General features: G+C 45.8%; 12 protein-coding genes. 2 read left to right on the top strand and 10 right to left on the bottom strand.

Annotated features, from left to right (window positions below; genetic code table 11):
- Positions 1-376 precede the first annotated feature (376 nt).
- The 8 genes from KTE_RS01755 to KTE_RS01790 form a co-directional block, all read right to left on the bottom strand.
- On the bottom strand, positions 377-1342 hold the full coding sequence (locus KTE_RS01755) for a DNA recombination protein RmuC (protein WP_201377853.1): 966 nt from the start codon (positions 1340-1342) through the stop codon (positions 377-379).
- 297 nt (positions 1343-1639) lie between these two features.
- Positions 1640-2293, bottom strand: coding sequence for an HNH endonuclease (locus tag KTE_RS01760; RefSeq protein WP_201377855.1), 654 nt, complete (start codon positions 2291-2293; stop codon positions 1640-1642).
- A gap of 1015 nt (positions 2294-3308) precedes the next feature.
- Entirely contained in the window at positions 3309-6251 is a 2943-nt protein-coding gene (locus KTE_RS01765; RefSeq protein ID WP_201377857.1) for a type I restriction endonuclease subunit R, read from the bottom strand.
- Positions 6248-7609, bottom strand: coding sequence for a restriction endonuclease subunit S (locus tag KTE_RS01770; RefSeq protein ID WP_201377859.1), 1362 nt, complete (start codon positions 7607-7609; stop codon positions 6248-6250). The genes KTE_RS01765 and KTE_RS01770 overlap by 4 nt, the downstream gene beginning before the upstream one ends.
- Positions 7609-9672: a class I SAM-dependent DNA methyltransferase gene (locus KTE_RS01775; protein ID WP_201377861.1), complete on the bottom strand. Its 2064-nt coding sequence runs from the start codon at positions 9670-9672 to the stop codon at positions 7609-7611. Before KTE_RS01775 ends, KTE_RS01770 begins: the two co-directional genes overlap by 1 nt.
- 403 nt (positions 9673-10075) lie before the next feature.
- A complete protein-coding gene (locus KTE_RS01780; protein ID WP_201377862.1) occupies positions 10076-11539 on the bottom strand; it encodes an ADP-ribosylglycohydrolase family protein in 1464 nt (487 codons plus the stop codon).
- 33 nt (positions 11540-11572) lie between these two features.
- A complete protein-coding gene (locus KTE_RS01785) occupies positions 11573-12550 on the bottom strand; it encodes a DarT ssDNA thymidine ADP-ribosyltransferase family protein (protein ID WP_201377863.1) in 978 nt (325 codons plus the stop codon).
- A gap of 237 nt (positions 12551-12787) precedes the next feature.
- Complete coding sequence (locus KTE_RS01790; RefSeq protein ID WP_201377864.1) at positions 12788-13000, bottom strand: hypothetical protein; 213 nt, start codon at positions 12998-13000, stop codon at positions 12788-12790.
- 338 nt (positions 13001-13338) lie between these two features.
- On the opposite strand from KTE_RS01790, the gene KTE_RS01795 reads away from it, so the two are divergent.
- Both KTE_RS01795 and KTE_RS01800 read left to right on the top strand, forming a co-directional pair.
- Entirely contained in the window at positions 13339-13665 is a 327-nt protein-coding gene (locus KTE_RS01795) for a hypothetical protein (RefSeq protein ID WP_201377865.1), read from the top strand.
- 281 nt (positions 13666-13946) lie between these two features.
- The gene (locus KTE_RS01800; protein ID WP_201377868.1) at positions 13947-17198 is read left to right on the top strand and encodes a COR domain-containing protein; all 3252 of its coding nucleotides are present in this window, start codon (positions 13947-13949) and stop codon (positions 17196-17198) included.
- Positions 17199-17324: 126 nt separating this feature from the next.
- On the opposite strand, the gene KTE_RS01805 is transcribed toward KTE_RS01800, so the two are convergent.
- Together KTE_RS01805 and KTE_RS01810 are read right to left on the bottom strand one after the other, a co-directional pair.
- The gene (locus KTE_RS01805) at positions 17325-17840 is read right to left on the bottom strand and encodes an HD domain-containing protein (protein ID WP_201377870.1); all 516 of its coding nucleotides are present in this window, start codon (positions 17838-17840) and stop codon (positions 17325-17327) included.
- Positions 17841-17962: 122 nt separating this feature from the next.
- On the bottom strand, positions 17963-18826 hold the full coding sequence (locus tag KTE_RS01810; protein ID WP_201377878.1) for a helix-turn-helix domain-containing protein: 864 nt from the start codon (positions 18824-18826) through the stop codon (positions 17963-17965).
- Between the last annotated feature and the right edge of the window lie 321 nt (positions 18827-19147).

The following is a 19147-nucleotide window of genomic DNA, read 5'->3' on the forward strand; positions in this document are numbered from 1 at the left end:
ACACTGGTTTTTAAGCACTTTTACAGCCCTCCAAATTGCCTATATGTTACACAAAATTCCATAGAATACAATGTTATTTGCCGTCAAAACTGCCGTCATTTTTCTACATTGCTTATCACGTCTATATTGTCTCTCCAAGCGGGTTTATTAAATCTGCCTTGTGCTTTATTGGTGTGAGATCTGGGCTCATCCGCGATTCACCCGACATTTTGGTGATGAGACTGAAAAGCATGGGCAGCCGGACAAACAAAGCCCAAAAGCTGCGTTCAACGAAGCAGAGGTCAGCCACAGTGAGGTTCATGCGGCATGTTTTAACATGCTTTGCTGCTCAGATATTCCTCTCATCACCAAACCTGATGGAGTTCCAAGATATGTGTCAGTCTTCAGCTAAATGCTCTTCAGTTGGTGAGAGTACATCTTCCACGGGCTTAGAAGCTTGAAGCGGAGGAGTGCTAGACAAATCATACTCATCTGCATTGATTGTTCCATCAAGGTCGCAGATTTGTTGGATCACCGGAAAAAGAGTTTTTTGATAGATCATGGTCAACTGATTGAAAGAGCCGACTGTACCATTGAGTTGTCCGTAAAGTTTGCGCCATTGTATGATGAATGCCTTGAGTTGTTGTTGCAATGTATGGCTGTACTCAACGAGCGATTGGACATTGCGAGCTCGATTTTCCTGCTGCCAGCCATAAGCCATTGCTTTGAGCAAGGCTACGAGTGTGACTGGCGAGGCGAGGAGGACATGCTTCTGCATAGCCGTGTCTAGCAGAAGGGGATCGTGTTCTACAGCGGCTCTAAACATGCCTTCGTTGGGAATCAAAAGCACAACCCATTCGGGCGATGGCTCAAAGTGCCGCCAGTATTCTCTGTTTGCCAGTTGAGTCACATGACCTCTGACACGTATCGCATATTGCCGCATGTGCGTTGCTCGTGTTGCATCATCTAGACTTGCATGAGCCTGGATGTAGCTATCAATGGGAGATTTAGCATCGACGACAATGGTGCGTCCATTCGAGAGCCTGACAAGCAAATCGGGCCGCTGGCCACCCTTTGCTCCAGATAAAGTGACTTGTGGCTCAAAATCGCAGTAGGGAAGCATCCCTGCCAGTTCGACAATACGTCGTAACTGCATCTCTCCCCACTGGCCTTGAACATGTGTGGCAGTCAAAGCCCGGCGCATTGCCGTCGTTTCCTGTCGAGCTTCAGCAAGGGCCCGATGCATTGCCTCTATATCCTTTCGAGACTTAACGAGCGTGGTTTGCAAATAGATAAGGAATCCAATAATAACTGCAAAGCAGATAAAAATAGCAGTAAAAAGAAAAATAGTACTGTTTTCCATAACCCCTTGCTCCTCCTCCTTCTCTTTTCATGAATGCGTCGCACATCCTGCCTACTGCTCATGGCTTGTTCCATGTAATTTGACTCATAACTTGGTTCTCCCGCAGGCTCGATGATGTGAGTAATCAAAAACCAGCGAGCGATGTGAGCAATGGGCTTCGTATGCAGAGCCATATCATTGCCATCATATCTGCGGTTCTCTGAATCATCGAGCCTGCGGGAGAACCATTTTATGGTCTTTCAGACACAGGTTCAGGGATAGGGCAACCAAACCAATCTATCATCTTTAAACCTTTCTCTATGAGATGTGATATGGCCACCAGGAGTTAGCCCACTCTCTATTCTCTTGCATGATCTCCTTGTAGATTTCCACCCATCTATCTTCGTTGTCGCATAGCTGCATCGGCTGTTCGGCATTGATGCGTTCCCATATGGCTTCGCCCTCCTTTGACTCTTCAGGAGTGGCTGGACGAAAATTTGCTATTGCTTTGGCGGAGTTGCATTCTTTACAAAGCGCCTGGAGATTGCTGGGGTTGGATGAGGAACCATTGATATGATCGATATCTGTGGCAGGCTTTCCACAGAGGCGACAGGTATGGTTGTCTCGTATAAAGATGGTCTCTCGTTGCTTAGGAGAGAGCTTGCGATCCTTTTCGGGATAGCCACCACCCAAGATCAATGCAATGCGTATCTCAATGGCTTGGCGTACCAGCGGATCGTTATAGCGACCATCTTTTATGGTCGCCCGCGCGTAGCGAATCGTGTTTGCCGTCTGCTTGCATTTCTCGCTGCAGAACAAGGCCCCGCGTAGTGCTTGTTGAAGCGGGAGTTGGGTATAGCAGTTCTGGCAATACCCAACCTCATACTCTGGCTCAACATCTTCGTTCCACGGGCCATTACCGTTTTCATCCCCGTATGCATACCAATGCTCTGTCGGGCTCATATCACTCATGTCGTTCTCTGCCTCTCTTTATCTCACTACCTACACACAGTAGGCAGTGAGCACCTGACCGTAGACAGTAGTTTGATCGCCACCCAGAAGCAAACACCGACCATGGATGTAACCGTTAGATGTCCAATAAGTAGGCCCAGTGGCCGGGGTAAGTTGCGCGTTTATCCCATCCTGCTGCACCTCATTGTAGGTTTGTTGTGCAATTTGTGGCGTTGCATATACCCAAATCCCCAAGTTACCAGGAGAACAGTAGCCAGTGCAACCCGAGTCATCTGTAAATGTGATCGAGCTGGTTGATGGATAAGTCGTCTGATACTGGTCTTGGCTCCAGCTCCAGATAGTTTGATTGCGCTGTACGAACTTTGGGTGAATCCCGGCATTATTTAAGTCGTGCAAGATATCATCAGCCGTATAATCGGTCTTGACAGTAGGAGTAGGGGTTATAGGGGGTTGCTGAGTAACTTGAGAAGGGGCTGTGGTTGCTACTGATGGAGGTACAGGTGCCGCTCCCTGAGGATAGTGCAACACTCCAGAGAAAGATGCAACCATAAATCCGATAGAACCGAGGATACAAAGGGATGCAATAGTAGCGTATATCCAGAAACGCTGATGCTTCTTGCCTACCGAGTAGGGATCATAGGGGTTGTCGACCCATACAGCCGGTGGCGGCGGCGGAAGTGGTATTTGGTACGACGTCTGCTCATGTCCTGGCGGTATGGGAGGTACTTCTTTCGTTGGGTCCATAGCTCACACCTCGACACTCTAAAAAGGTGGCTCGCCATAGCGAAGCCTATAAAAAAGATTGATGATAAAATCTCAAGCTTTTTGCACCAGGCTCTTCTTCACTATTTGCCCATGGAAGAAAGTTTCATAGGCTGCCTCATTGTCCGAGCGATGATTATTCTCCAGGTAGCGTCTAGATCGTCAGGCGTGGCTCTCCTCACACCCTAGATGAAGACTCATCTTGGAACTTCCCCTTACACTTATCATCTGCCGTTTACAAGCTCTTCCAGACCTAGCTCGCTCTTTTACTATCGTAGTCCATCTTAAAGAGGGTATCACAGAGCCAGGTGTGAAAATCAGGATCATCTGTGAACTTACGATAAAGCTCTATATGATCCTCCATAATCTCCTGAAACTTGTTTACCATCTTTTTTTCGTGGGTGATGCGCGCGTTCTGCCGATCAGAACCATTCTTGGCATTTTGATACTCCTGATCCTGGCTGATTTCATGCGGTATCTCCTCAAAGAGGAGCCGACGAATCCGGTCATCATCCGTCCAGTTGGTGCTATAACGTTGATTAAATTCATTAAGAATGTTACTCAATATGTCTATCTCTGACTCATATTGCCCTACGCGTGTAATTGTAGGAGTTGGCTCCAGTTCACCTCCTCCTATTAATTGGATCCGTCGTACTGTATCTTGCTGCTCGACCCGGTAACTATCGATATCTACACTTTCAAGAACACCCTTTGCCAGGTCTTCATCCTGGGGCGCGGGCAGCTTGGGGAGGAGAAGCTTCAAAAGGGTTTTCAGGCTCTCCCAGTATGGATTACTGAAATCTTGAATGATCACTAGGAACTGGTACATACGCACAAAGGACTTGGCTCTGGCCTTGAAATCAATCTGTTGGTCAGTATCAAGATCATTCTTGTACACTTCGGCACAGGCATCGAGAATGGGGTCCAGAGTATCGCGGGCCGCGCCATTGATGAAGCGCTCCATTAAGTTTTCTACCTGTTCCCGCGTGTAGACCTGAAATGCATCCAGGGCATCTTGTAGATCATTCAACCGGTTGAGGTCTGTCTCTTCACTCAAAATGGTTGTCTTATAATATAGCTCAAAGGCTTCGCGGATCTGGTCGGCCGTGTTGACAAAATCAAGCACAAAGGTGTCCTGCTTCCAGGGTTTATAGCAACGATTGAGGCGGGAGAGCGTCTGTACCGCCTTGACATCATCCAGCCGCTTGTCGACGTACATAGTGTGCAGGAGCGGCTGATCAAATCCAGTCTGAAACTTTTCCGCGACGATCAGGAAGCGATACTCATCCTTGTCAAATTCGTCGGGAATGCTGGCACTGGGGAAGCCATTCATGCTCTCTTCGCTATAGGGCAGATCCCCGATTTTCTTCTCTCCGGTAAAAGCCACCAGGGCTTTGTAGGGGGCTTTGACCTCCCGCAGGTACTCATCAAAGGCCTGTTTATAGCGGATCGCGCTCACAATGGAGCTAGTTACGACCATAGCCTTGGCTTTGCCATCGATCTTGCGCCTGGCGACGACTTCGTCCTGGAAATGGGTGATCATGACCCTGGTTTTCTGGGCGATGGCCTCGGGATGCTGCTCTACATATCTATGGAGCTTTTTCTGCGCCTGGCGCGTATCGAAGCGTGGATCGTCTTCAATGGTTTTGTAGAGCTTATAGTAGCAGTTGTAGGTTGTGTAGTTTTGCAGCACATCGAGGATAAATTCTTCTTCGATGGCCTGCTTCATCGTATACTCATGATAGGGGTAAAACTTACCGTTCTCGGGATTACGCCGCCCAAAGGTTTCCAGGGTTTTCTTCTTGGGGGTCGCGGTGAAGGCGAAGTAGCTGGCGTTTGTCAGCAGCTTCTGCTCAGCGATGATGCGGTTAATTTTATCTTCAAGGCTCTCTTCATCCTCGGTATCCTCACCCTTGCCCAGAGCGACATTCATCTTCGCCGCCGCCTGCCCGCTCTGGCTAGAGTGGGCTTCGTCGATGATAATGCCGAAGCGCTTATCGCCCATATCTTTGATGCCATTGATGATGAAGGGAAATTTCTGGATGGTGGTAATGATAATTTTCTTGCCATCGCGCAAGGCTTTGAGCAGTTGCTGGCTCCCCTCCGTAATGGCCTCGACAACACCCGCTACATTCGCGAACTGCTTGATGTTATCACGAATCTGCTTATCCAGTACACGGCGATCAGTGACGACAATGATCGAATCAAAGATGCGGTTCATACCCGTCTCCGCGTCGGTCAGCTCCACGAGCTGGTGCGCCAGCCAGGCGATAGAGTTGCTCTTCCCCGAGCCTGCCGAGTGTTGCACCAGGTAGCGACGCCCCGCACCATGCTGCTGTGCATCGGCGAGCAGGCAACGTACCAGGTCTAGCTGGTGATGACGGGGGAAAATTACCTTTCGCTCAACCTTGCGCTGGCGTCCCGTATCCTGGGCAAACTTTTCGATGATCTGGCTCAGGCTCGTACGGGTGAGGATACGCTTCCAGAGATAGTCCGTCTTGATACCATCCTCATTGAGAGGATTCCCGGCCCCCTCGTCATGTCCCTGGTTAAAAGGGAGAAACTCAGTCTCGGGGCCACGCAGGTGAGTGGTCATGTATACCAGGTTATCATCCACGGCGAAGTGGATCAGGCAGCGCCCGAGCGCGAAGAGCGGCTCCCTGGGATCGCGGTCATTCTGGTACTGCCGGATGGCATCTTTAACGTTCTGCTTGGTTAGCTGATTCTTTAGCTCAAACGTGGCGACAGGCAGACCATTAATAAAGATGGCCATATCCAGGGCCAGCCGTCGCTGGTCACTGCTATAACGTAACTGGCGTGTGACCGAGAAGCGGTTCGCGGCATAGTCATTCTCGGCCTGGGGATTAAAGCGCGAGGCTGGCTGCTGATAATACAGCTTGAGCTCCTCGGCCCCCTCTTTGATCCCCTTACGTAAGACATCTACGACGCCCCGGTCACGGATCTGCGCGGCGAGGCGCTCCTGCACCTTCGTCTCACATTTGGCCCCATGCCGCGCTCGCAACCTATCCATAGCCAGCGGCTGCGTCGCCTGCAAAAAGGCAAAGAGCTGCTCTGTATCCAGGCAATAGGTGCGCTCATACTCCGTTGGACTCCCCTTCAGATACCCCGCCTCCTCCAATAAGCTCTGCTCGATAATGGCTTCCAGGCCTGTCTCCGAGGTATCGCTGAAGCTCATACCAGTGTTTTCTCCTCGCTTGCCCTGCGCACGTCGATCTTCCCTGTAACCACGTCAGAGATCAGCGTCGTGCGGTACTCCTTAATCAATTCGATCTCACGCTCCGCTTTTGTGATTGCATTACTAATAACGTTTGCTTGTTTATCGATAAAAGAAACTATTTCATGTTGCTCGCCTAGTGGTGGCCAAGGCATAACTATATTTGCCATTCTTGTTAAACCAAGGTCTTTGTTTGTCGCTCCACGAGTGTACAATTGTGATTGTTGGTAACAAGCATTACTATTTAATGCATGGGCCACAAAGTAAGAATCTGCAAGTTGACGTTTGATTTTGAGAACAGCGACATGAACCCAAACATTAAAGGGGATTTTTAAATCAACTACTCGTGCAATTCCTGTAGTTCCGCCTTTTGTATATAAAACATCTCCTATTTTAGGTACAACACGTTTACAAAACTCTTGATAATCTTCTGGCGAAATATATTTTGCATCTTCCAATGACCAACGATCAGTTTTGATGTTTCGTGCTGATATAAACATCACTCCACTATCTACGTAATTAGGAGAGAAATGTGGTCCATCAACAATTCTATTACAGATTAATCCGAGTTTCTTAGTTTCCCAGTGCGCCGGGATCTCCCCCAGCCACTCGACACCCGATGGCTTCATCGGCATATCCGGGTCGAGTCCACGCGTCACGGCCCGATTGATAATGGCTGCCTTCTGCTCCTTGAGTAACTGTATGAACCGCTCTTTCTTGGCGATAAAGCGGTCTATCTCAGCTAGCTTGCGGTCTAGAAAGGCAACGATGGCATTTTGTTCTTCAGGAGGGGGAACAGGAAGTTCCAGATCACCAAATTCTGCAAATCTAAAGTCAGTTGAACGTTCTCGTATACCTCTGGCAAGAGATAAAATATAACCGCTATGAGCCATAAAACGAAGAATTTGGGCGTAATAATAAGGATTTGCGCTATTAATTGGCGTACAGACCGCATATACAGGAGTTCCCTTACCATCTGAATCTGACACCCCTATTGCGCCTGCAAAAGCATCCATTGCATGGATTATTAAATCCCCCTTGCGAATACCTTGATAGCCAATCTCCAACATTGAATTGGTAAAGCCCTCTGTTCTACGATTGATACGAAGTGTTACTATACCATCGCGAAATGCCGTCACAACTTCATCGCTGTCACGGACGGGCCTTTTCATCTGCTTAAAAAGTCTTTTCCCTTTCAATAACTCCCAATGAGAAGGTATCTCTCCTAACCATGCCACATTAGAAGCTTTGTACGCAGAATATCTTTTCTCTTTCCCTCTGGTAGTTTCCTGTGTGGGTGTAGTATCCAGGACATCCATTAGTCTGCTCCCTCCACGTCTGCGACAATCTGATGAAGTAGCCCCTCTGTCTCATTCTCAAGGGCCAGGATGTCAGCAGTAATTTCTTCAAGACTGCGTAGCGGTTGGTACTTATAGAAGTACTTGGTGAAGGAGATTTCGTAGCCCTTCAAGGTCTTCTCGTGATTGATCCAGGCATCGGGAACATGAGGCTTTACTTCGCGCTCGAAGTACTCCTCAATGTCTTCTTTCAGCGGAACGTTCTCGCTATCGCGAAGCTCTGGATCAGCCTCGTAGAAGATTGCTCCATGCAACTGGCGCTCGATGACTGGCTCGGCCTCTTCATCGCGCTCGGTAAAGGCGTCACGCAGGACTTTGAGATCTCTGGACTTGAGGGGAAAAAAGTTTTGCTTGGCCTCGGTCTCCAGCATTCGACACACGGCATTCCAGTCGTGGTGGGGTTCATTCTTTAGCAGGGTCCACAATCGTTCCGCCAGGTCAACCAGGCGCGGGTCAGTTTTTGTTTTGAAGAGCATCAACTTTTCGGATGTTACGTGAGTGGTAAGGCGCAGGGGACGCTCAACTGTGACCTTCCAGTAGCCAAAGTCCTCATTGTCGAAAATTTTGCTATCCTCTGTCTCCTCACAGTTCAGGAAGAGCTCGGTTATGGCTTGAATTGTGTCAGGCGTTAACTCGCAGTTCTTCTTGCCCAGGTTCTTGCGCAGTTTGCGATAGTATTTCTCCGAGGAGGCGTCAATAAGCTGCACCTTGCCCCGGCGATGCTCGGGCTTACGATTCGAGAGCACCCAGATATAGGTCGCGATGCCCGTGTTATAGAACATGTCCAGCGGTAGGCTAATAATTGCCTCCAGCCAGTCGTTCTCCAGAATCCAGCGCCGGATATTGCTCTCGCCCTGGCCCGCGTCACCTGTAAAAAGCGCCGAACCATTATGGACAATCGCGATACGGCTCCCCAGCGGTGTCTCGTGCTTCATTTTGCTCAACATATTCACCAGGAAGAGCAACTGACCATCGCTCACACGCGGCATCAGTGAGAGCTGCTCATTAGTATTTCCCAAAGCATTAACGATATAGCGTGAATCAGTAATATACTTCTTCTTGCTATCAAATAACGCCTCCTGATCGACCTTCCAGGATTTTCCATAAGGAGGATTTGCCAGCATAAAGTCGAACTCCATGCCGCGAAAATAGTCATGGGAGAGCGTTGAACCAAACTTGATATTGGCGGGATCACGTCCCTTAATGAGCATATCCGACTGGCAGATAGCAAAGGTCTCAGGATTGACTTCCTGCCCATACAGCTCGATAACCACGCTCTTGTTCGCCTCGCCAGCCAGAAGCTTCAACTCTTCTTCGGCTTCGGTCAACATACCACCCGAGCCGCAGGCATCATCATATACCAGGTACGTCGTGCTCTTAATCTGATCCTTGATAGGCAGAAAGATCAGATTCGCCATCAGCTGGATAATATCGCGTGGTGTAAAGTGCTCACCAGCTTCTTCATTATTCTCTTCATTGAAGCGTCGAATAAGCTCTTCGAAGACATAACCCATTCCCCGGTTCGTTAGCCCCTCTTGAATAACCACGTCCCCATTCTTCACCGGCTCAGGACTCAAATTAATATCACCGGAAACAAACTTTTGAATGAGTGGATAGAGGCGGTTGCTCTCCTCTAGCGTCTGCAACTGATTGCGCAGCTTGAACTTGTCAATAATAACCTGTACATTATCGCTGAAACCATTGAGGTAGGCCTCAAAGTTTGCACGAACCTTACTCGGTTCATCAAGCAGGCGTTTGAAGGTAAAGCGTGAGGTATTATAAAACACATACTTTGAAACTGTGGTAAGCGCTGGAGCCTTCTGAGAAATACCATAAGTTTCGAGAGAATCATACTTCGCCAGGACTGCATCCTTCGTTGGTTCTAATAGACAATCCAGGCGGCGCAACACCGTCATTGGCAGAATCACATCGCGATATTTACCACGTACATACACATCGCGCAATACATCATCAGCGATGTTCCAGATGAAATTCACGATCGCATTATGAGTAACAAAGTTCATGAAATAGTCCTTTACATGAGCAAATAGAAAGGGCTAGAGCAACCTCCCCTTACACCGTTATTTTTATGAATGCAAAAGGGAAAATGGCGATCTAGACACGAGAGAGATACTGACCCCACCATATAACCCCATAGTAATCGATCTCGTGGCGATTAGTATAGCATAGATAAGGTTGAAACTCTATATTAGAACTTCTCCTGCAAAAAATGATCCACAAATACCTTCACACATGAAGAAATTGAAGTACTTATAGTAAGGGTAAGTACTCTAAGTCTCTGTTCGCCAGGCTCAAGATAGATATGTTCAGATGAGCCAGCAACTCATCATAACTTAGCTATCTAGGTGAAAGCTTGAAGCCGAGAAGATACTAAGTAAGGTCTACAAAATAGTTTACGGTCCGCAATTACTTCAGGGCTTTTAAAACATCTTTCGCCAAACTTTCTGATATCTTATTGCCTTTTTCTATTCTTGAGTGAAATATACATGATTGTCCACAATCAAACTGAACATGAATGAGCCTCGCAACATATCCTTCACGTTGAATAGGTTTCTCTAGCCTTTGAATAATTTTTCCAGAACCCAGAGCAGGATGAGCAACTAATTTGGTTTCATCAACTTTTCCTAAAAACATATTGCTCAAACTAGTTTCCCAAGCAAGTATTTTCTTGTAGGTCTCTTGGCGATCTACTGAAAGGGCCTTAGCTAATTGCCCACGCTGCTTCTTTAAAGCAATAGAATGCAACCGTTCAGCTGTTTTGCACAAGTATTCCCGATCTTGAACTCTCATCAATAGATAATCGGGTATTGCTTTGAGTCCATTGTGGGCGCCCAGCAATGCGCCCAAAAAGGTACCAACAGTATCAGTATCGCTTCCAAAAACATTTGCAGAGGCCAGAATAGCGTCTTTGGGCTGATCAGCATATTTGAGAAATAAATATATGGCAGCACAGACCGTTGCTACACCAGAACCCTTGGTTTCAGGACTTAACGCACCTATAAAAGCATAGTAGCTTTTAGGATCTGTATCTATATGTTCACCAATACTCTTGAGATAAGATATAGCTTCTTGACGATATTTATGGAATGAAGAGCGGAAAGTGGTTTCTTTATTCTCTCTTTCCCACGCAGAAATCCATTTAGCAACTGAAACATCACCAGCAACAGCTCTCCCAGCTCTCTCAATTTCACTGATGAGATATTCAACCATGACTTCCGGCTTTATCGCATCAGGCATTGTGAGAACATAATTTGTTGCCAATCCAAAGAGCATGGCTCCAATGATAGCACGTGGATGACCATGTGTGATTATGGCATTAAAAAAAGAATCTTTAATTATTTGCTCTTCATTGCCAACATTTACAAGAGTGATAGGAAGATTTCGCATTGCAGCACCATTGGCGCCAGCATTGCTATAATTAAGATCACCTTGCTTATAAAAATTATGCAGCCAATCAACGTTTCTACTAATCAAATTCCTCGCAGCTGTCTTTACTGTTCTCCCTCCTCCACGCTCATACTGAAGCCACAAGGGCAATTCCTCATAAGCAAAGAGAGCTGTTTCAAAAATTCCCACATCGTTAATACAGCGGGCCACAGCCAAAGCTAGCTGAGTATCATCAGAATATGATCCTGGTTCAATTACTTCTTCATATCCCCACCATTTTCCTCCGACTAGCTTTTGCCATTGAACAAAATCTGTCACAGGAACCGTAAAAGATGGTTTGCGACGCCCCGATGCATCTAAAAACTCCGTTGGCCATCCAAGCGCATCTCCAATAGCACTAAAGAGCATGGCTCCTTGAAATTTATCAACAGGAGGTATTTTATTGTGCTGAGGTGACTCATCAAATAAGTTTACTTGCTTCATGACATAGATCCCAATCTCTTCCTAATTATCAAATCAAATTACTTCAAAGCTATCTGCGGCCCAAAACACACCATTCAAGTAATATTCTACTGAACATTCACCTTTAGGTAATTTATTTAGTATTATGTGTGGCCAATGATACCATGATCCTGATCCTCGAATTTCACTTGCTTCAGTGATACCACCTGGAAACCAACGAACCTCTATAGTAGCATCTGCTACCAAATTTAGTAAGGTTAATATGGTTACACGACTGCTGCTACTTCTGAAATTTTTTTTCTTGTATTTAAAAGATGCGCCAGGTTTGATATCATCAATCTCTTCGTCTGTGAGCAATAATTTGTCTACATAGGAAAATTCCATTTCCGCATTCTCAGGCTCCGGCTTTTCTAAAAATAAACTTCTATCTTTAACAAATAAAGGGTGTGATAACGAACCGCAAAGATACTCAGCACATAAAAGGCTTGCTTTACTAACAAAAACAATGTTCTTTATGTATTCAAAAGGAATTTTTCTAGGCACTAGAATTTCTGCCTGAACGGGATAAACCCAACCTTCCTTATCCCAAGGTCGAGGAATTGAACGAATTGCATCAAAATCAATACAATCAAGACCTTGAAGACCTTCACCACGGTGGTAATTAGTTGTATTTGCCGCATTAGTGTGGGTAAACTCAACCCCTAACAAGGTAGCAACTTCTGGACGGATTACGAAAAAGCAAAGATGTTGTTCTTTCTTTTTCCAATAAGCCATAGGAGTATATGGTGTTAAACTTAAGGATATTTTGTCCCAGTTGCACATACGCTGATCAAGTACGTGTGATAGAGAATCCCCGCCTGGAACAGGAGGAGGCCAATTTCCCTGTACTTCTAACACTTGCTTTGAACATAATGCTTGTTTCTGACATATACCAGGTAAGTTTTCAACAGACGTAAAGTGATAAAACTCAGTTATTCCTTCCATTTCTAAGCGAGACATTATAACATCTGCATCTGGATGTAAACGAGTCATAAGGTTCCTTCCTTAATAAAATAGAATTGTAAAAGCACAAAGTAGGTTAGTACCACTTCGAAAATGGACATGCTATAGCTTGCATACATCTATGTATCAGAGTGAGAATCGTACTAAATTAGTTTTCGGGCAAATTTATCTGTAGAATTTTAAGGCGTTGTGTACAAAAATTGTGCCTCCTCTACAGATCAACGAGGAGGCACAAGATTATTAGCGGATTCAAAATCAATGATTTACTTAACGGTAGTTTTCGGGGTGGCAAATTTTGCAATTTACTTTCTCTTCTCTACCTTTATTCTTCATAGCATATCTGTATGCGTCTTGATAGGATGGCAAATTTTCTTCCCATCGCCCATTTTTAGCTAATTTTGAACGCTCTTGCGCCCAATGGCATACAGCTGTATGGATTTTCGTACCATTGGCTACATCGGTAACTACATGAAAAACCATTTGGCAATTCCTTTCGCTCAATAAAACATTAATTGTATTTAAAGTATATATTTGAGGGTATGCCTTTGGGAAGTGGGTAGGGGTATCCCCCTCGAAAAAAGAGGAATATTTAGTTATAAACAAAGGATATATAGGGGCTGTTCTGAAGAGGTAACAAACCAAACATGAAAAAAATTACTTTTTCCTTCATCCTGGTTAGATTATCCGTCTTGACCAATTTACCAGTGGCAGTAAATTGTTATGTACCCCCTCTCTGCTATATGTGTTGAAGGTAAGAAACTTTAGCTACTTACTCTTCGAATTATGTTATACTCCATAAAAGAGAAAGGAGCATGCCAGTGTCTACATATGAGGATAGGATCGCCGCCTTGGAGCGCAAAGTATTGAACTTAGAGCTGCGTCGCCTCCATAACGAACAAAACGCAGAGAGAAACATGCCAGCAGAACTAGGCCGCACTCTGCAAGAACTTAATGAGAATGGGACTATTCTTCTTGGTCTTTACACACGCCAGGCCGAAGATATCGCCACAATCAAAGAAAATTTAAGCGATATCAAAGAACACGCTGAGCGAGTTGAAAACCGCCTGGATCGACTAGAAACCAAGTTTGACGAACATACCGCCTTGCTCACCCAGATACTGGCGCGACTACCCGAAAAACCTTAGCAGCACAAGCAGCTCCTTTCATCAAGAGAAAAGTCCCTTGGATCAGAGATGGATTATGATCCAGGGGACTTTATTTTTATCTCTCTCAAGGAGAGAAATACAATGCAAGCAAAACTCAACACCAGCATATAAGACTTTATGCTAAACAGCGCAAGCTTTACTCTTTTCATCCATATACGTTTATATAAGGACAAGTTAAATACAACCGCTTTTTAAAAACTCCTTGGGCAAGAGTTGCCTATATTCGATCCACGGGGAGAAAAGAAGGGATACCTTTGGAGATGCTGCAAGATGATCAAGCAATCGTCGCACGACTAGAACAAAAGATAAGGCGAGAACTGGAAGAAATGACTGAGTATGATGAGCAAGGCCGACTCATAAAGCTCGGCCTCAGTAACAATAAGTTGACTCAATTTCCTCCTGAAATTGGTCAGCTCTCCAGCTTGCAGGTGCTCAATCTCAGTTTCAATAAGTTGACTCAGCTTCCTCCTGAAATTGGCCAGCTCTCCAACTTACAGGAACTCCATCTTGCCAGCAATGAGTTGACTCAGCTTCCAATAGAAATGGGTCTACTCTCTAACTTGAAGGTTCTTAATCTTATGGACAATGGGCTGACGCAGTTCCCACCAGTGCTTAATCTTCTCTCCAGCTTGCACACACTCAATCTCGGTGTCAATCAGTTAACGCTGGTTCCTCCTGGAATTGCTCAACTCTCCAATTTACAGGTTCTGGTTCTCGATAATAATAAGCTAACGCTGGTTCCTCCTGAAATTGCTCAGCTCTCCAGCTTGCAGGTGCTCAATCTCAGTTTCAATAAGTTGACTCAACTTCCTCCTGGAATTGCTCAACTCTCCAATTTGGAGGAACTCTATCTTGATAGTAATAATTTAGCACAGGTTCCCCCTGAAATTGCTCAACTCTCCAATTTACGGATTCTATACCTTGGTTTTAATGAATTGACTCAGGTTCCTCTGGTGCTAATACAGCTCCCCAACTTACAAGTACTGGATCTCAGTGGTATTGAATTGATACAAGTTCCTCCTGAAATTGCTCAACTCTCCAATTTACAGGTTCTACACCTTAGTTTTAATGAATTGACTCAGGTTCCACTAGAGCTGGCCCGACTCTCCAACTTACAGATGCTCTTTCTCAATAAAAATAAGTTGACGCAGATTCCCCCAGAATTGGGAAAGCTCTCCAATTTGGAGGAACTACATCTCGAAGAGAACCCTCATTTGCTCACTCCTCCACCAGAAATTATCGCTCAGGGGCTACAAGCTATCCTTGCATTTTTGCAGGCGCTTCAGAGTGATTCTGTCAGGCGCTATGAGGCTAAGCTTATTGTGGTTGGTGAGGGGGGAACGGGGAAATCATCACTTCTGCGCACCCTGGGTGGGAAAAGCTTTGAGGCTTCGCTGAGTACCACGCATGGTATTGAAGTGGATACACTGGAGCTACCTCATCCTACTAAAAGTTCTGAGAAGTTACTGCTGAATACCTGGGACTTTGGTGGGCAGCATATTTATCATGCCACGCACCAGTTCTTTCTCACAAAGCGCTCTTTTTACCTTGTGGTCTGGAATGCACGATTAGGAGTAGAGCAGGGGAAGCTTCATTACTGGTTGGACACGATCAAAGCACTGGCACCAGATTCGCCTGTTCTCCTGGTCGCAACCCATAGCGATGAACGTAATCCTGATCTTAACTATCAATTGTATAAAGATGCCTACCCGCAACTGATTGGCACTATAAGCGTGAGTAATAAGCATGGCACGGAAATAGAGACTCTTAAATCAGTCCTGGCACAGAATGCCGCAACCTTACCCTTGGTTGGACAGCCCTGGCCGACAAGTTGGGTTGAGGCAGAAAAAGCTTTGCTGGCTCGTAGAGAACATCATATTAATGCTGAGAGGTACAGGCGTATCTGTGCGGTACGACGCATACAAGCAAAGATGGCTCAAGGAACGCTGGGGAGTTATTTACACGACCTGGGCAAAATTCTCTATTTTCGCGATGACTATGAACTGAGCAACCTTGTTGTATTGAAGCCAAACTGGGTAACCAAAGCTATTAGCCTAGTACTTGAAGATGAGGGTGTTCGTGCCGCGCATGGCATCCTTGCGCACGAAGAGCTTCCGAGCATCTGGTCAGTCGACGAAGAAGGGAAACCCTATGAGCCCTATCTCTACCCCATCTTTTTACGGCTCATGGAGAAGTTTGATCTTAGCTATCAAATTGATCCAGATATTCCAGGGGTGAGACCTACACATAGCCTGGTGCCCGAATTGTTGCCTCATCAGCCCCCTCTTGATATTCCTCAGTGGCCAGAGCGTCCACTCCAGGGACAGACACACCTCCAAATGACGTACCACTTTGACTTTGTTCCGGCTGGAATTATGAGCTGGTTTATTGTACGTACGCACCGCTATACACTTAATAAACACTGGCGTGAAGGAGTGCTTCTTACCTATCAGAATCACTTTGCAAGAGTCGAGCTAAACCCTATGAAGCGCCAACTTCGGTTGGCCGTATGGGGAGTACAGCCACATAACTTTTTTACTATTCTTAAAGAGACAATAGATCTCATTTTAAGCCGCTTTGAAGGCTTACATGTTGAGCGAAAAGTTCCTTGTATCTGTCATCGTGAGACAAAAGCGGAAAAACCATGCCAGGAAATGTACAGATATGAAGAGGATTTGATTTGGCGTATGGAGAATGGGAGGCAAGAAGTTGAGTGTCCAAAGAGCTTAGTATATGTGTCAATCCCAACCTTACTCTACGGCATTCATGCAAGCACTGCTCCCCAGGTGATAGCAGTAGTCGAAGCTGGTAAACAAGAGATTTTGCGGCAACTCGCCACAATGCAGCAGCGCGATGATATACTGCTCATGCTTATTCAGAAAGTAAGTCAATCATGTGAGTGGAACGTTCGTAACTTTACTAGGCAGTGGAATCTAGAAATGAGTAAGATGGAGGCTGAATGTCCCAATACATTTATCCTCCTACCAGATAAGGGGACCCCCTTCAATCCCAAACACTGGTTCCAACAAACATACAAACTGCATTTGCTCTGTCAGTATCCATCTGGTCCACATCGCCTTGATGAAGACTGTGCCTATGATCTGCACCAATCGAGAGAGTGGTGGCTTGCGGTATCTCCCTGGCTGAAATACGTCATTGCTTTTCTGAAACACGGGGTTCCCTTTGTAGGAGCTGCCGGAGCAGTCATAGATGCCGTTGACGTTAAGAAATTTGAGGCTGAGATCAATCTTCTGGAAAAGATGACGGAGGAACTTCCTAATATTGTAGAGAGTGACCCAAGCGGATTCGAGTATAAGCATCCTCATGATGGACGAGAGCAAACGACGATTGGGCCTGCTTTACGAGCTTTGTACAGTTTCCTCAAAGAGAAAGACAAGGCTCAGTTCTGGGGAGGACTTCAGAAAGTAATTACGCCGAATGGAAATATTCTCTGGCTTTGCGAAAAGCACGCTCAGTCATACAAGTCACCAGCACTACAACTTGATGTGTAGGCGCGGAATTGCAGCCCAAGCAACTTCTTTCATCAACTTTAAAAGCACCTGGATTAGAGACTTAACTCCAGGTTCTTTCTTTCTATCTGCTATAGATTGTGACTGCGAAGTAGTTCCTGTGTGTGTTCAAACACTTGCCGCAATTGAGGCGTAGCCTAGCGTATAGCTTGGCACTACAATATCTGTCTCTCCATAACGACTCAAAATATCGGCTATGCGCTCCTCAAAGCTAACGCGCTGGCCTTGAGGACCTGTAGTCATATCACAGTAGTTGAGCGCTTCCGCAAGTGGCGAGTGCTCACGAAGGAACTGCGCAAGTTCGCTTTCGAGTCCTCGAAAGCGTGCTTCAAATTGGGATTCTGAATGATGTGCGACGAGGTAGGCCAGGCGTTCATATCCTTGTGCTCGTAAATAGATGGCTCCGTCAATAAGATGGAACCCTGCTCTCTTAAGCTCTGGCGCATATCCAATATCATGTAGATAAGCAGCTGCCATGAGATACTCTCCTTCGCTCTCACCAAATACTTGGCTTACCCAGCGAGCTTGTTCTACTACACTTTGTACATGGAGCCAACGATTCCCCAAAGAACTGATGAGGCATATCGCCTGATCAGAAGCCCATATTGCGATGGAATTACTCATGCTCGTATACCTTTCAAAAAGGGGCTTTTATGCTTGGTTGTAACATAAAAAGCACCTGGACGGAAAGAGTTTCTCATCCAGGTGCTTTCTTTAGAAAGCTTTCTTTAAGGAGCCTTGCGATGTTAAGGCTTTTCTGTGATCTCTGGTGCTGGTAAGGAGATGTCCCATTCATCGTCACTTTCCATCTTCTTAAAGATTTCCTGCACTATAGGCATTGCCTTCTTGATATCTTTCAGATAATAGCCCTTTCTCTGGTTGGGACTTAAGGTAATACCTAGCTCCTTAACTAACTTCTTCCCTTCTGGCGTCTCGTCTTCGAGTGCGTGAAACCCCAGTTTTCTTAGCAGCTTTTCTCCCTCGTCTGTAGCAGCCACTGCATACCAATTTTTGATATCGTGCTGTTGAGCCAAAGAGAGTCCCCACTGAATAGTATGGAAAAGCAGAGATCGGCCTCTCTCCTTATCTGTTACAACATTTCCGGTTGGAAATATCGAAATGGTGGCTGCATAAATGGATAGTTCGGAATCAGACCATTTTCTAATTGCCCAGTCAGGAATACGCTTTTCTCGTATCTTGTCATTTATCAGAGCGTGAATGGTGCTCTCTTCTAGAGGGACAAATGTAACCGTACCTGCTAATTCATCACCCTCTTTAAGCATCATGAATATCTCGTTATTCTTTTCTTTCCACTCCAATGCTCTCCTGTAACTGATGATATCCTCATCGCCGTACAGTTCCCGGTCATACTCAATAGCAGTCCATAAGTCGGCATTGGTAGCTTTATCGAAAGTGCGATTGACATTAGAGCCTCGATATAACAATCGAACATGGGCATCAATAGCCTCTTTAGGAAATTTTCTTCCCCTTGTGCGTCCCTTTTCGAGTATGCTTGGTATAGTTCCTGCTTCAACCTCTTTGTAAAATGTGGTTTTTGCCATGTTGAGAAGCTTCATTGCCTCTTCTGCTGTATAAAATTGCCTCTCCATAAAACGAGTCTCCGTGCGGTCTAAGAGCATTTGTGATCTTGCGTTCTTCCGGACTATTATACCATGGACTTAATCTTTTTAACTCCATGTTTTTGAACTTGCGAACTTAAAGACTTGACAAACCAATAGAATGCGCTTAAACTTGTAATTGAACTTGCGAACTTAGAAACTTAAGTCGCACGGAACTTTAACAATGGGAATATGATTTCGCTACCGAACGAGCACTGGCGCGTACGTGTACACGGCGTGCTGGGCTGGCGAATGGGGTCAGACAATGGAAGCTCAGGCTTCTATCGTATGTTGCAAAGCAGCGATTACGCC

Origin of the sequence: Ktedonobacter sp. SOSP1-85 (assembly GCF_016587415.1) — a bacterium.
GTDB lineage: Bacteria > Chloroflexota > Ktedonobacteria > Ktedonobacterales > Ktedonobacteraceae > Ktedonobacter.

What these genes read in the sequence shown, in the direction of transcription:
- KTE_RS01755 (WP_201377853.1), bottom strand. Translation starts at nt 1,342, where the DNA reads ATGGAAAACAGTACTATTTTTCTTTTTACTGCTATTTTTATCTGCTTT.
- KTE_RS01760 (WP_201377855.1), bottom strand. Translation starts at nt 2,293, where the DNA reads ATGAGTGATATGAGCCCGACAGAGCATTGGTATGCATACGGGGATGAA.
- KTE_RS01765 (WP_201377857.1), bottom strand. Translation starts at nt 6,251, where the DNA reads ATGAGCTTCAGCGATACCTCGGAGACAGGCCTGGAAGCCATTATCGAG.
- KTE_RS01770 (WP_201377859.1), bottom strand. Translation starts at nt 7,609, where the DNA reads ATGGATGTCCTGGATACTACACCCACACAGGAAACTACCAGAGGGAAA.
- KTE_RS01775 (WP_201377861.1), bottom strand. Translation starts at nt 9,672, where the DNA reads ATGAACTTTGTTACTCATAATGCGATCGTGAATTTCATCTGGAACATC.
- KTE_RS01780 (WP_201377862.1), bottom strand. Translation starts at nt 11,539, where the DNA reads ATGAAGCAAGTAAACTTATTTGATGAGTCACCTCAGCACAATAAAATA.
- KTE_RS01785 (WP_201377863.1), bottom strand. Translation starts at nt 12,550, where the DNA reads ATGACTCGTTTACATCCAGATGCAGATGTTATAATGTCTCGCTTAGAA.
- KTE_RS01790 (WP_201377864.1), bottom strand. Translation starts at nt 13,000, where the DNA reads ATGGTTTTTCATGTAGTTACCGATGTAGCCAATGGTACGAAAATCCAT.
- KTE_RS01800 (WP_201377868.1), top strand. Translation starts at nt 13,947, where the DNA reads ATGCTGCAAGATGATCAAGCAATCGTCGCACGACTAGAACAAAAGATA.
- KTE_RS01805 (WP_201377870.1), bottom strand. Translation starts at nt 17,840, where the DNA reads ATGAGTAATTCCATCGCAATATGGGCTTCTGATCAGGCGATATGCCTC.
- KTE_RS01810 (WP_201377878.1), bottom strand. Translation starts at nt 18,826, where the DNA reads ATGGAGAGGCAATTTTATACAGCAGAAGAGGCAATGAAGCTTCTCAAC.